The sequence below is a fragment of the Methanosarcina sp. WH1 genome (genome assembly GCF_000970005.1).
Classification (GTDB): domain Archaea; phylum Halobacteriota; class Methanosarcinia; order Methanosarcinales; family Methanosarcinaceae; genus Methanosarcina.
Window position 1 is genome coordinate 2,010,096 of the sequence record NZ_CP009504.1, and the last position, 13,960, is coordinate 2,024,055.

Annotated in this window: 9 protein-coding genes; 7 read left to right on the plus strand and 2 right to left on the minus strand. The window is 40.8% G+C overall.

Annotated features, from left to right (window positions below; translation table 11 throughout):
- Positions 1-180 precede the first annotated feature (180 nt).
- The 3 genes from MSWH1_RS08780 to MSWH1_RS08795 all read left to right on the plus strand — a co-directional run bounded on the left by MSWH1_RS08780 (position 181) and on the right by MSWH1_RS08795 (position 8,134).
- On the plus strand, positions 181-771 hold the full coding sequence (locus tag MSWH1_RS08780; RefSeq protein ID WP_052722666.1) for an undecaprenyl-diphosphatase: 591 nt from the start codon (positions 181-183) through the stop codon (positions 769-771).
- A 643-nt stretch (positions 772-1,414) separates the two neighbouring features.
- Positions 1,415-7,639: a PAS domain-containing protein gene (locus MSWH1_RS17535; protein ID WP_052723152.1), complete on the plus strand. Its 6,225-nt coding sequence runs from the start codon at positions 1,415-1,417 to the stop codon at positions 7,637-7,639.
- 102 nt (positions 7,640-7,741) lie between these two features.
- Positions 7,742-8,134 (plus strand): VOC family protein, encoded by a 393-nt coding sequence (locus MSWH1_RS08795; protein WP_048127818.1) that lies wholly within the window; start codon positions 7,742-7,744, stop codon positions 8,132-8,134.
- Positions 8,135-8,463: 329 nt separating this feature from the next.
- Here MSWH1_RS08795 and MSWH1_RS08800 read toward each other — a convergent pair whose 3' ends face one another.
- Positions 8,464-8,925 carry a hypothetical protein gene (locus tag MSWH1_RS08800; protein WP_048127821.1) on the minus strand — a complete coding sequence of 154 codons (462 nt, stop codon included), beginning with the start codon at positions 8,923-8,925 and terminating at the stop codon, positions 8,464-8,466.
- A 140-nt stretch (positions 8,926-9,065) separates the two neighbouring features.
- Positions 9,066-9,863: a hypothetical protein gene (locus MSWH1_RS08805; RefSeq protein ID WP_048127823.1), complete on the minus strand. Its 798-nt coding sequence runs from the start codon at positions 9,861-9,863 to the stop codon at positions 9,066-9,068.
- 178 nt (positions 9,864-10,041) lie between these two features.
- Here MSWH1_RS08805 and MSWH1_RS19040 point away from each other — a divergent pair, with 178 nt between their 5' ends.
- The 4 genes from MSWH1_RS19040 (at position 10,042) to MSWH1_RS08835 (ending at position 13,749) form a co-directional block, all read left to right on the plus strand.
- A complete protein-coding gene (locus tag MSWH1_RS19040) occupies positions 10,042-10,269 on the plus strand; it encodes a hypothetical protein (RefSeq protein ID WP_156148117.1) in 228 nt (75 codons plus the stop codon).
- A gap of 131 nt (positions 10,270-10,400) precedes the next feature.
- A complete protein-coding gene (locus MSWH1_RS08815) occupies positions 10,401-11,297 on the plus strand; it encodes a carbohydrate kinase (RefSeq protein ID WP_048127825.1) in 897 nt (298 codons plus the stop codon).
- Positions 11,298-12,180: 883 nt separating this feature from the next.
- Complete coding sequence (locus MSWH1_RS20805; protein ID WP_048127829.1) at positions 12,181-12,402, plus strand: DUF5652 family protein; 222 nt, start codon at positions 12,181-12,183, stop codon at positions 12,400-12,402.
- Positions 12,403-13,536: 1,134 nt separating this feature from the next.
- Positions 13,537-13,749: a hypothetical protein gene (locus tag MSWH1_RS08835; protein WP_048127833.1), complete on the plus strand. Its 213-nt coding sequence runs from the start codon at positions 13,537-13,539 to the stop codon at positions 13,747-13,749.
- The last annotated feature ends 211 nt before the right edge of the window (positions 13,750-13,960 follow it).

A 13,960-nucleotide genomic window follows, 5' to 3' on the forward strand; every position in this document is an offset into this window, starting at 1 on the left:
CCAGATGAGAACGATAAGGTAAAGATTACAGTGGAAAAGGACTGCGTATTTACTCAAAAATTTCCGGGATTAATTTGTCCATGCATAAACAAAAAAAACAATCCTGTGGGCAGGCAACCAAAAGCCAATTAATGGTATAAAACAATATAAGTTAAATTTGCATGCTTTAAAGTGAACTTTATGATAACGGATCCGAATCTGACATTATTTCATATCATCAATGATATAGCTGGAAAGAACTTTGCTTTTGATACTACTATGATATTTGCAGCGCAGTATCTCATTTGTATTTTTGCTGCTTATCTTGCATATACCTGGCTTGCAAAAAATGAATATCGTCAGGAAGCTCTGTTTGCCGGATATGCAGCCCTTCTTGGCCTGGGAATAAATTTCATCATTACTCTGTTTTATTTTCACCCGAGACCCTTTATGATCCCCACCGGGACACTCCTTATCGCGCATGTCGCCGAGTCTTCTTTTCCGTCTGACCATGCTACTATAATGTTTTCTGTTTCCCTGATGCTCCTGACATCCAGAGATTTGAGGTGCAACGGGACGATATTATTCATACTTGCGTTCCTCAGCGGGCTCGCGAGGGTTTATGCAGGGCTGCATTTCCCTATGGATATGGCGGGTTCCCTGCTTGTCGCATCATTTTCTGTCGGGATATTGCTTGTCCTGAAAAAATATCTGATTCCTGTTAATCGCATATTAATTACCTATTTTGAAAATATTGAGAAGAAGCTCACAAAAGGTAATTTGAAAACATAGTAATAATTTTCTAATATAGCCCTTCTCATCAAAAGATTTTATCGGGGCTTTTTCAGGGTCAAATGTTGTTATGTCCATCAACAGCATGTTTTTCCCTTTCTTGTTGTTTGGATATAATTTAGCCCGTGTTTTTTGTTTATTGGTAGTTTTGGGCGCCTGTATTAACCAGTCATTATTTTCTTTTACTCAAAACCATCAACCAGGTAACATTGGACAAACGAAGGCTTAATCTCGCATAATTAGCACGCGTTCTTTTTTAGGATATCTTAATATTCAAAAAAGAGCACTCAGTTTTTAAGGTCAATTTCAATAAAATGAATGAAGAATTAATGAATCACTCTTCTGGTTTGAATGTAAATGCCCCATAATTATACAAATATTCGATACACATCATATACTTTTTAAATAATGGATGCATAATGCAAAAAGGTATACATTTTTAAATGAAAGGTTTCCGGGAGTATCAAACAAATGATATTAACGGTGGAAATAAAGCAATCCTCTATAAACTAATTAAAGCAATCCTCTATAAACTAATTAAAGTAATCCTCTATAAACTAATTTTAGTCGGAGATTTTGAGCAAAGGGCAAAAGGGCTCATTTCCACAAAGAAAGGGAACAGAAGCAGAAAAGTGAGGAAAAAATGGGGGACTCTAAAAGCTTCGAAGACAGCAGAAAGCTCAAAAGGGAAGTAAATGAACAATTAATTGGACAGCTTCTTTCCGATGATCCGAATCCTATCCTGAGAGTGGAAAAGGATGGTACAATAGTCTATGCCAATAGGGCGGCGTTTCCTTTGCTGGAAGACTGGGGAGTCCGGGAAAAGGAAAGAGTCCCTCAAGCCCTGAGGCACAGCATCCTGAGAGTGCTTGCTCTAAAAAGTCCGGAATACCTGGAGCTTACTGCAGGAAAAAAGATGTACTCAATAAAGCTCTTCCCCCTCTCCAAAGAGGGCTGCGTAAACATTTACGGGCTTGACATAAGCAGGCAGGTGGAAGCGGAAGAAAAAATCAGGCTCCTTCAAACGAAACTGGAAAAATTCGTTGAAAAAGGAGTCCCGGAATACATTAATGAAAACGAGAAACTTACTGAAGAAATTACAGAGAGAAAGTATATTGGCAAGGTCCTCCGAAACAATTTGCACTTTTTTGAAATCCTTTTAAATACAATCCCGGCCCCGGTCTTCTACAAAGACAGTGAAGGCAGGTACATGGGATGCAATGAAATTTTTGCCAGAAAGGTCCTGGGGCTGGCAAAAGAGGAAATCATAGGCAAGAAACTCTTTGAGATATACAGGGTACCTTTTTCCGAAGTCTCCCGAGAAATCCACGAGCAGGAACTGAAACTTCTCAGAAAAGGGGGAAACGATACCTATGAAAAAGAGCTGGTTTGTGCCGACGGAATAAAAAGGGATTATCTGGTGAACAGGGCGACTTTTCCCGATGAGAAAGGAAAAACAAACAACATGGTTGCCGTAATGCTGGATGTAACCGAATTAAAAAATACTGGCAAAGAAATCCGAAACAGTATTCAATTTTTGAACACTTTGCTAAATACCATGCCAAACCCCACCTTTTACAAGGATAAAGACGGCGCCTTCATAGGCTTCAATGAGGTCTTTGCAAACCAGATTCTCGGACTCCCGAAGGAAAAAATCATCGGAAAAACTCTACCATCCCTCTTACCATCCCTCTCATTATCTATCCCGGAAGAACTTACTGAATACTGCCATAGGGTAGATTTAGAACTGGCCAGGACCGGAGGGAACCGAAGCCAGGACTTAGAGTTACTCTGTGCTGATGGAAAAATAAGAGACTTCCTGATTAACCGGGCTGCATTTAAGAATGAGGGAGGGAAAACAGCCGGCATGGTAGGGGTTATGCAGGACATAACCCAGATTAAGAGGGCAGAAGAAACCCTTCGGAACACCGCAAATTTTCTGGAAACCCTTGTTGACGGCATCCCGAGCCCGGTATTCCAGAGAGACAAAGACGGGATTTACCTGAACTGTAACGAAACCTTTGCCAACCAGATTATGGGGCTTCTGAAGGAACAGGTCATAGGAGGATCTTTTGCCGAATTTCAGAAAAAGATCCCTAAAGATCTTGCAGAAATCTACCAGCTGTATGACCAGGAGCTTCTCAAGCAGGGGGGAAGCCATTATTACGAGACAGAGGTAGTCTGTGCAGACGGTGTAAAAAGAGATTTCCTTTTCCACAAAGCCACTTATGAAGACAGTTCCGGAAATGTGAGTGGGATTGCAGGCGTCATGCTGGACATAACCCCACGCAAGGCAGCGGAAAAACAACTCTGGAGAAGCGAGGAGAGGTACCGCATCGCTGCCGAGCAGACAGGGCAGATTGTATATGATTATTACATTGGATCAAAGCAGGTTGACTGGGCGGGAGCAATCAAAGAGCTTACCGGATACAGCCCTGAAGAGTTCAGGCAGGTAGGCCTCGAAGGCTTGGGGGACCATATACATCCTGAAGACCGGGAAAGGGCCTGGGAAGCCCATGAAAGGTGCATGAGAACAGGGGATAGATACCTTGAAGAATATCGGTTCAGGAGAAAGGATGGGATCTATTTCCATGTGGAAGACAGCAGCGTGTACCTCAGGGACAAAAGTGGCCGCATATCCAGGATCATTGGAGTACTAAAGGACATAAGCGAGAGGAAAATAGCCCGGGAAATTCTGGAGAAAAGTGAAGAAAGATTCCGGGCAGTTGCAGAAAGGACAGGACAGCTTGTTTATGATTATGACTTGAAGACAAACCGGAGTACCTGGGAAGGAGCCATTGAAAAACTAACAGGATACAGTTATGAGGAGTTCCAGAAATTCATTCCTGAGGTCTGGATTGAACACCTCCATCCGGAAGACCGTCAGAGGGCTGTTGAAACCTCTAAAAAATGCCTGGAAACGGGGGAAAACTTCCATAAAGAGTACAGGCTCAGAAGAAAAGATGGCAGCTACTTCTACGCAGAGGACAACGGCTTTTACATAAAAGACAAGGATGGGAAGGTCTACAGGACTGGCGGGGTAATAAAAGACATCACTGAAAGAAAGTCCGCCCAGGAAAAACTGGTGGAAAGTGAGGAGAGGTTCCGCATCGTTGCCGAACAGATTGGGCAGGGAGTCTACGACTATGATATTGAGAGTGACCGGTTTTCCTGGGCGGGCGCGGTAGAAGAGATCACCGGGTACGGCAGCGAAGACCCCCGTATTTCTACCAGGGACCTCTGGGAATCTCTTATCCATCCTGAGGATAGGAAGTGGGCAGCCGGGTACTACGAACAGATCCTGAAAGAGGGGAAAAATTACCAACAGGACTACCGGATACGAAGGAAGGACGGAAACTACATCCATGTGGAAAATAACGGGGTTTTCCTGAGGGATGAGAAAGGCCGGGTATATCGGATGCTCGGTGCAATAAAAGACATCACTGAAAGAAAGCTCGCCCAGGAAAAACTTGAGAAAAATGAAGAAAGACACAGACTGGCAGCTGAACAGACAGGCCAGCTTGTGTACGATTATGAGATTGAATCGGGAAAAACAGACTGGGCCGGAGCTATTGAGGAGATTACGGGATACGGCAAAGAAGAATTCCAGAAATTCGGAAAAGACAAATGGATTTCACACATACACCCCGAAGAAAGAATGCGGGTGGTCGAAAGCATAAAGAGGTCTCTGGAAACCGGGGATAGGATTCAAGAAGAATTCAGGTTCAGAAAGAAAGACGGCAGCTATTTCTACGTGGAAAACAGCGGAACGGTTCTGAAAAGCGAAAAAGGGCTCCCTTACAGGGTCATTGGAGTGAATAAAGATATAACTGAAAAGAAACTCGCTCGTGAAAAGCTTGAGAAAAGTGAAGAAAAGTACCGCATCGCAGTTGAACAGACGGGGCAGATTGTATGTGACCTGGACCTGGAAAAAGGAAACATTGAATGGAACGGAGCCATAAAGGAACTTACCGGGTATAGTTATGAGGAGTTCCAGAAATTCACTCCCCAGATCTGGGGCAAACATATCCACCCCGAAAACCGTGAGTATGTGCTCAAAAATATAAAAGAGTATTTAAAGAGAGGGGGAAGGTTCAAGCAAGAATTCAGGTTCAGAAGGAAAGACGGGAGCTATTTTTACGTAGAAAACAGTGGAATCACTCTTGAGAATGAAAGAGGACAGACGTATAGGATCCTCGGGTTAACGAAAGATATTACGGAACAGAAACTTGCCCGTGAAAAACTTGAAAAAAGCGAAGAAAGGTACCGCCTGATTGCAGAACATATCGGACAGATCCTGTATCATGACGACTATAAGAAAGGGATAACTGAATGGTCAGGAGCTATCCCCAAGATTACTGGATATAGCATGGAGGAATTTCAAAAAATCAACACCAGTAGCTGGCTTGGGTTGATCCATCCTAAAGACAGGAAAAGAGTGAATTCGGCACATGAACAGTGCAGAAAAGAAGGAGGGAATTTCTTTGAAGAGTACAGGCTCAAAAAGGCGGACGGGAGCTATGTCACCGTAGAAGACGAAGGGGTCTACCTTAAAGGCGAAAACGGAAACATATGCAAGGCACTTGGAGTTATCAAAGACATTACAGAGAAGAAGCTTACCCAGAAGAAACTTTCGGAAAGTGAGGAACGCTTCCGGGTCGCTACCGAACAGACCGGACAAATCGTCTTTGAGCATGACCATGTGACTAACGTACTTACCTGGGGAGGAGCAGTCACCGAAATTACCGGGTACAGCATAGAAGAATTCCAGAAATTTGACAGCAAGATGTGGTTTGAACATGTCCACCCCAAAGACCGGGAAAGGGTTCTTGTAGAACTCAAAAAATTCCAGAAAAAAGACAGCCACTTCCGTGTGGAATATAGATTAAGGAAGAAGGACGGAAGCCATTTCGATGTAGAAGACAGCGGGATCTACCTGCGGAACGAAGAAGGGCAGATCCTCAAGGCTGTCGGGGTAATAAAAAACATCACTCCCATAAAGCTTGCCATGGAACAACTCCGGGAAAGCGAGGAAAGGTTCCGCATAGCAGTAGAGAAGACAGGTCAGCTTGTATACGATTACAATGTAGTTTCAGACCGTATAAAATGGGCAGGGGCTATTGGGGACATTAGCGGTTACACCCATGAAGAAATACATCAGCTTACGACCAGGGAACTCTGGAAAAAGCACATCCACCCAGAGGACTATGAAAAAGTAGTTACGTATTTTAGAAACGTTTTCAAGGCCGGTAAGAGTTATACTCAGGAATACAGGCTTAAAAGAAAGTCCGGGGACTATATTTACGTGGAAGATTGTGGAACTTATTTGAGAAACAAAGAGGGCAGAGTCTACCGGATGATCGGGGTGATAAAAAACATCACTGAGAGGAAACTTGTAACTGAAGAATTGCGTAGAAGCGAAGAGAGGTTCCGCATCGTTGCCGAACAGACCGGGCAGCTGGTATACGACTATGATATTCTGGAGGATAAAATAAACTGGACAGGAGCTATCAAAGAACTTACGGATTACAGTGAAGAGGAATTTAAAAATTTAATCAGTCTGGAGGACTGGAAAGAGTTCTTACACCCGGAAGACCGCAAAAGAACGGTTGATTCATATCAAAAGTGCCTGGAAAAGGGAGAAAAGTACCGTGAAGAATACAGGTTAAGGAGAAAGGACAGGACCTATCTTTATGTGGAAAACAGGGGAGTATTCCTGAAGGATGAAAATGGACGCATATACAGGATGCTCGGGACAAATAAAGACATTACACAGCTTAAGAGTTCCCTTGAAAAAGTAAGGGAAAGCGAAGAGAAGTACCATTCATTTATGCAAAACTTCAAGGGGATTGCTTTCCAGGGCGATATGTACTTCAATCCGTTTTTCATGCACGGGGCTCTGGAAGAAATCACAGGATACACGGAAGAGGAATTTCTCTCCGGAACTATTCCCTGGCCCCTGTTAACAGCTCCCGAAGACCGTCACCTGATCTATGAAGATGCAGTAAAAATGAGAACTATTCCGAATACCCTTATCGAACGAGAATACAGGATAAGGCACAAGAATGGAAAATTGCGCTGGATCTGTGAGCTCCTTCAGAACATCTCCGATTCTTCAGGGAAACCCGTACTTGTGCAGGGCTCTGTCTACGACATTACCGAAAGAAAGGAAGCAGAAGAATCCCTGGCAAAAATCGATGAGATCCGCAAAAAAGAGATCCACCACCGGATAAAAAATAACCTCCAGGTAATATCCAGCCTCCTTGAACTGCAATCCGACCAGTTCAGCGAAGAGAAAGTGGTAGAGGCATTCAGGGAAAGCCAGAACCGTGTGGTGTCCATGGCCATTATCCACGAAGAGCTCTACAGGGCAGGAGACACCGAAACCCTTGATTTTTCAGCCTATCTCGGGAAACTTACCTCGGACATTCTACGCTCATATATGGTCAGGCAAGAGGACGTAAAGCTGAAGCTGGAGGTGGATGAGGTATTTCTGGGAATGGACACGGCAATCCCATTAGGGATCATTATCAACGAACTTGTCTCTAATGCCCTAAAACACGCTTTCCCTCCCGGAAGGAAAGGGGAAATCCAGATTACCCTCTGCCGGAAAGATATCAGCGAAAATAAAAACATAGGTAAGATCGCAAATAATAATAGTAAAGGGAATTTAATCAAGAGGAGTTACCTGTATAAACTGGTCGTTTCAGATAATGGGTTGGGTTTTCCGGAAAACATCGACTTCAGGAATACGGATTCACTGGGCCTGCAGCTAGTAAATATCCTTGTAGAACAGCTGGAGGGTACAATCAAAATGGAGAAGAACAGAGGAACTATATTCAGGATCAGTTTCACGGAAACCAGATAAGGAACCCATTATAAGCAAAAGAATATACATTATTCTAAAAAGTGAAGCCCGAATGAATATATAAATACCATCCAGATTATTTAATTATAGCAGGGGGTAGTTATCACGCCAAGAGTAGTTCATTTCGAAATACATGCAGAAGATGTTGCAAGGGCAAAAAAGTTCTACGAAGATGTTTTCGACTGGAAGATAGAGAAATGGGAAGGCCCAATAGAATACTGGAATATAACAACCGGAGAACAAGAAGATCCAGGAATTAATGGCGGCTTGATGAAGAGGCAGATAGAAGAACCGGGAGCAGACACTCCGATAAGCACCTATATCTGCACAATAGATGTCCCGGACATCGATAAATACCTGGATCGGATACAGAAGCACGGCGGCAAAGTGACTATGGAAAAGAGTTCCATACCCGGCATAGGCTGGCTTGCATATTGTCTCGACACAGAAAAAAATATATTCGGGATAATGCAGCCTGACATGAATGCCAGGTAATTCTTTATTTATTTTTTATATTCAACCTTTATTTTTCTTACTCAGCTCTCGTCCCTTATTCTGCTCTGGATCGCAAAAGCATCCTCATCGGAAGCCTTGATTTTCAAATAACTCACCCTTGCATAAATATCTCCGAAGCACGTCTAAAGCTCGTTAAAGGCTTTTCTTTTTCTGGCAAGAGAGATACAGAGCAGGTCCAATTCCGGCAGCCCATAGCCCAAAACATAACGAAAAAGGTTAAATGAAAGTTAATTCTGCCGTTTTTCTGGAATTCCCGGACGGATATGTATTATCTTTTTAGTGAGGTAAGTTATGATATTGTATTTTTCTCACATCCATTTTACAGTTGTTATAATAATAGGGATAGTTTTATGGGTATCATTTTTATGATTAATGATTTCATCGGATTCGGTGTATAAACGTATGTCTACTGAAGTTTTACGGTCTGGAATTTCCACTATAGTTGTGTTTGTAATTTGTTTATCCATAGTTACCTTAAATGCATATTCTCTATTTTCTCCTTGGAGCCTTACTTTTAAAGGGCGGGATAGGGAAACATCACTTTTACTTTTAAGAATGTATGTTTTATTTATTATTGATTTATTATTTTGATCAAATACTTCAACTGTTACTTCATGACTGTTGGTATCGTGATTGTGTATTACAAAAAACGGTGCTGCTGATCCTCCGAATATAAAAGGAATGAGTATGGGAAGAGATATGTAGAAAATTATAACTGTTATCAGGAGAACAGCTATAATAATAAATTTATTCCTTACATTATTGGCCAACTAAATCACCTCTACAATCTTGTATTTCTACAAACTTTTAACTATAACAGAACTATAACAGAGCGAATCCAAAAATATAAAAAAATAAAAGAGAATTTAATATTCAAACTCTTAATAATTCTATTATTATATCCAGCTTTTTAGGTTGCTTCCACACACCTCACAATGTCATATCCTAAACCATCTTTACCTCTAAAAATCCAAACAGGTTTATAGTAAGATTGATCCTTGCCAGTCGTTTCTGAGTAATAGCCAATTTCGATTTCATTAATTTCAATTGGATATTTTTCAGATCCAGCTAGCTTTTCTACAGTTTCGTTCTGCCTTAGTTTTTCTATAGCAGAGTTTGCATCAATTATGGATACTTCACCAGCTTTTTCGACTTCTCTCCAAGTTTTAAAGAAATAGACAATCTCCTCATTTTCTCCAATGCACACTTCCATTGAGTCCCCAGGTCCGACAACCGGGTAACTATCGAGGTTTCGATTATAGGAGACTCTTACGAACACAGGTGTTTCTTTTTCAACAGTATTTGTATCTTCATTTATCGTTTTGATAGTATACGTGTCCAGAAAACTTATATAAGCTCCTTCTAGCAAGTAGTTTCGTTCATCAAGGAACTCATTTGCAATTTTGACAGCTTCCTCTTCAGAAGGAAGAGATCCTCTAGGCTTAATGACTTTATCCACGTTTTCGTGGATTTTATCTTCCTTTAACACCTTATAATATGGAAGGGTTTCTTCCACTTCAGGAACTGAAGCGTTGATGACAATTTCGTCATATGATCCACAAGCCTTGCTTTCTATTGTATCAGAAAAGGCTTCGTCACTTGCTTCTGATTCTGTTACACAATGAATAGTACATGCTCCAAGAACAAGCATTAGAAGTGTTAATGAGATCATTTTATTCAAATCAACACCTCCAAGATCCATATGCATACAAATTATCATCTGGATATTCATCTGATTCCATGGTACCTTGGCCATTTAAGTGGTCATAGACATATTGATCATCAGTGTCTGCTATCATAGCAGCTCTTACATCTGTACTATACGCTTCCCTTTAATACTGGAAAAGGAGCTTTCTCTTTTTCCGAACGTGGAGGCTTTCCTGTTAATGGGAGATGTTGCAATCAAAGCCGTCAACTACATTGCCAGTAGAAACGGAGAGGGAAAAGTGATTCCCGCCGGGTCCACTTACAAGCTTCGAGGCAAAGATTACTTTTTCAGGGGAAAGAGAGCTTTTCCGTCTTACCTGCAAGCAGGCCCCAGTTTTTTCATCGAAAAGAGCAAAAGAAAGATGATAGCCGAAGACATTGCAGCCTCTTTGAGCCTTATCAGGTAATCAAAGAGACCAAAAGTCCAGAGGAATCAAAGCCCGGAGGAATCAAAATCCCAGAGGAATCAAAATCCCAGAGGAATCAAAAAACTCAAGGGGATCAAAACCTTCAAAGGAACCAGAACCAGGTCGAAAGCATGAAAATTCTCACATTCGGAGAAGCCCTTTTTGATATCATCAAAGGCACAGCCCATTTAGGAGGTGCCCCCCTTAACCTTGCAGCCCACCTTGCAAAATTGGGAGCAAAACCGGCTGTACTCACCGCAGTCGGAAAGGATGAGCTTGGTAAAACTCTCCTTGCCAGAGCTGAAGAAATGGGAGTCGATACCTCATACATTCTGATTGATGAAAAAAGGCCAACCGGAACCGTTACTGTCAAACTTAAAGACGAAGGAATCCCTATTTTCATGATAAATGAAGGGGTGGCCTGGGACGCGATTACTCCGGACGAAAGGAAATTTGAAGCGCTTGCAGCTGAGGAATGGGACGTTTTCTGCTTCGGGACCCTTGCCCAGAGGTCAGAAGAAAACAGGAAGATGCTGAAAAGGCTGCTTTCGGAAATAAAAGCAAAACACTTTTTTTACGATATAAACCTGAGAACCGGATTTTACAGAAAGGGATGGATCTTATCTTCCCTTGAACACTGCACAATCCTCAAAATGAATGAAGAAGAGGCAGCAAAAATTTCTGGTATGCTTTTTGGTACCACGTATGCCTGTAGAACTCTCTGCCGCCTGCTTATGGACAGATACCAGAAAATATCCGTAATCTGCATAACAAAAGGACCTGAGGGAGCAGCTGTCTATCAGGATGGAGTTTATGAGGAAATTAAAACCTCACCTGTAGAGGTTGCGGATACAGTCGGAGCCGGAGATGCTTTTTCTGCGGGCTTTTTGTACACCTATCTTTCAGGGTACGGAGCTTTAAAAGCCACTTCAATAGCCTGCATCCTTGGAACTTATGTAGCGTCAAAACCGGGGTCGGTGCCGGAGTATTCGGAAGAACTTATGAAAGAACTGGGAATTTTAGAGTGAGAAAGGAAATCTTCTTTCCTGCAAGTCTTAGAATCTGAAATAGAAGGATTTTGTGAGTCTAATTCCATCCCCGCACTAAATTAGGAGGATATAGGTAACTCAAAAAAAGTGTACTCTTTTGTATTAGCTATACATAGTTATTTTTTTGGAAAATATCTTTAACAAAAATTTCCTCTCTTTTTATGGCGGCTTCATGACAAACTTCTGCATATTAAAAAAATATAATATCAACGTCAGTCAGTTCATTTTCGAAATATTTATATGCCGCTGATATTTACATATCCTAGCTTAATAGTGAGATCCGCGGAAAATGTCAAAAAATATCTGCTGATAAATTGCTCTATTTTGAAAACAAAAGAATAATAGGGCTTTTTGAAACCCTATTGCAAAATAGCTTCCAGCAAAACAGGGATTGAAACAATAAAAAACAAAGGAGGAAAATATATAAAAAGAAGTGAAGATGATTGGGATAAGGAACTTAAGCCAGACATGAAATACTATCGAGGCTGGCATTTGATAGTTCTGATCACTCTTATGCTTGTCAACGTATATATAGAAATTAAATGGCTTTTCTTTAGCTAAAAATTGCAAAACAGCTTCCACACACTGTATTACCAGGGTAATAGGTATCTTCAAAAAACGCAACGCACGTGTAAGGATTATGCACAATCTTTTTTTTAGAAAGTTGCTCTAGCCAAAAATTAGTTCATTTCTATAAAGTCAGAATAATAAAAAACAATTTTTTTGTACAGAACAGGGCTTTCGGATAGTCTCTTAAATTTGGATAGTCTCTTAATTTTGGATAGTCTCTTAAATTTGGATAGTCTCTTAATTTTGGATAGTCTCTTAATTTTGGATAGTCTCTTACATTCCAGAGAGGAAAATGGTAGACACTTCTATCTCATTGCTTCAAACAAATCCACAATTTTCAGCCCTGATTATAATTCTGGTACTGTGGGAGCTTTTCTGGAAGGGTATAGCTCTATGGAAGGCAGCACGAGAATCTCAGAGATACTGGTTTATTGTTATACTCTTTTTGAATACGGTAGGTATTTTACCTATCCTTTATATTTTCGTATTTAAGGAAGGGAAAAAGGGAATATAAATCAAAAAGATCAAATTACACATCTCACCGATATTCAGAAAATTAGTTCAAAAGTAGATGATAAGGTTTTGAGTCCCTATTCTCAAGTCCCTACCTGCGATCCAACCTCTACCTGCAGTCCTACCCATCGATTAAAAGGAAACCCTATTACCCTTAACCCATACATCTTTATAAGTACTTTTTATGTCGTGCCAACACATTTATTTTTGTGACGACCAATAAAATAACCTACACATACGCCTTTAACGAAACCAATTAAACCGGCGCCCATAACAACACAAAAAGCTATTTTTGCAGCTTTTTTGCACACTCTTTTAACCCCATCCATCGATACACCTCTATTAGTTTAATTTTCGATTAAATTTTTCTTTATTTCATGTTTTCTAATATTATAATGCTAGATACGTAAGTACATTTTGTCATGCTTGGCATATTACTGAGATCTGCGCGCCAGCAAAAAGTATGACATATTTTTTTTAATTGTAAATATAGTCTCAAAACTCTCACATATCGCAACAATCCCTTTCGCTTAAAGGGCTGCTTTCGGAAATAAAAGCAAAAAACTTTTTCTACGATGTAAACCTGAGAACCGGATTTTACAGAAAAGAATGGATCCTATCTTCCTTTGGGCACTGCACAATCCTGAAAATTAGTGAAGAAGAGGCAGCGACTATTTCCTGTATACTTTTTGGCACCATGTATGCCTGTAGAACTCTTTGCCGTCTGCTTACGGACAGGTACCCGAAAATATCAGTAATCTGCTTTACAAATCCAGGATTTTGCAGTATTCGAGTTTCAGGGTACTGAAAACCAGCTTTAAGCTTTTGTCTATGAAGGTTTGGAGGCTTTCGCATAGAAAGCCGTTTTTCTCCAGGTCCCACACCCTACTTTTGCAGCAGGGGTTCACCTGCGTTGTTTGAGTAAAGAACTTTCCTATCTTTATTTAGACGAAGCATATTATGATAATAGACTCAAATCGATGAACTAAAAATATATAGGTATCTATGACATATATTTACTACATAGGAAATCTATTTATAGATGCCAAACAACTATACTATGTCGAAGAGAAACCAAAAACTAGACAAAAATAAAAAACAATCGTAAATTAAAATAAAAACAGGTGATATAAATATGGAAAAACTTAGAAACTTAATTATCAAGAACATAGCAATATTCAATAACGCATTTCCAGATAGGTTCTGCCATAGCCCGGATGTAATCTCCGCGATCTCATACGACTATAAATTCACTTACGGACAGGTCGAAAACGAGATTGAAAAGATGGTCCATGAAGGGGTTCTTGATGCAGACCTTTCCGACTGGGATGGAATAAAGCTCTTATAAGAACAGGCTACCCCCATAAGGGAAAAAGATAAGAAAGAAAGCACAAACCAAAGCGTAACGAAACTCTGGATTAGATCAAGTATTCAATCACTTAATAGGGCATTTGATTGCCTTTCTAGAATTTGATCACGTAAACCAGTATTTAAGTCGGGTTAAGAAAATAATACAGCGAGAACTTCAGCGGAAGTTTCGCCAGTAGCTACTTCTTCTC

What these genes read in the sequence shown, in the direction of transcription:
- MSWH1_RS08780 (WP_052722666.1), top strand. Translation starts at nt 181, where the DNA reads ATGATAACGGATCCGAATCTGACATTATTTCATATCATCAATGATATA.
- MSWH1_RS17535 (WP_052723152.1), top strand. Translation starts at nt 1,415, where the DNA reads ATGGGGGACTCTAAAAGCTTCGAAGACAGCAGAAAGCTCAAAAGGGAA.
- MSWH1_RS08805 (WP_048127823.1), bottom strand. Translation starts at nt 9,863, where the DNA reads ATGCATATGGATCTTGGAGGTGTTGATTTGAATAAAATGATCTCATTA.
- MSWH1_RS19040 (WP_156148117.1), top strand. Translation starts at nt 10,042, where the DNA reads ATGGGAGATGTTGCAATCAAAGCCGTCAACTACATTGCCAGTAGAAAC.
- MSWH1_RS08815 (WP_048127825.1), top strand. Translation starts at nt 10,401, where the DNA reads ATGAAAATTCTCACATTCGGAGAAGCCCTTTTTGATATCATCAAAGGC.
- MSWH1_RS20805 (WP_048127829.1), top strand. Translation starts at nt 12,181, where the DNA reads ATGGTAGACACTTCTATCTCATTGCTTCAAACAAATCCACAATTTTCA.
- MSWH1_RS08835 (WP_048127833.1), top strand. Translation starts at nt 13,537, where the DNA reads ATGGAAAAACTTAGAAACTTAATTATCAAGAACATAGCAATATTCAAT.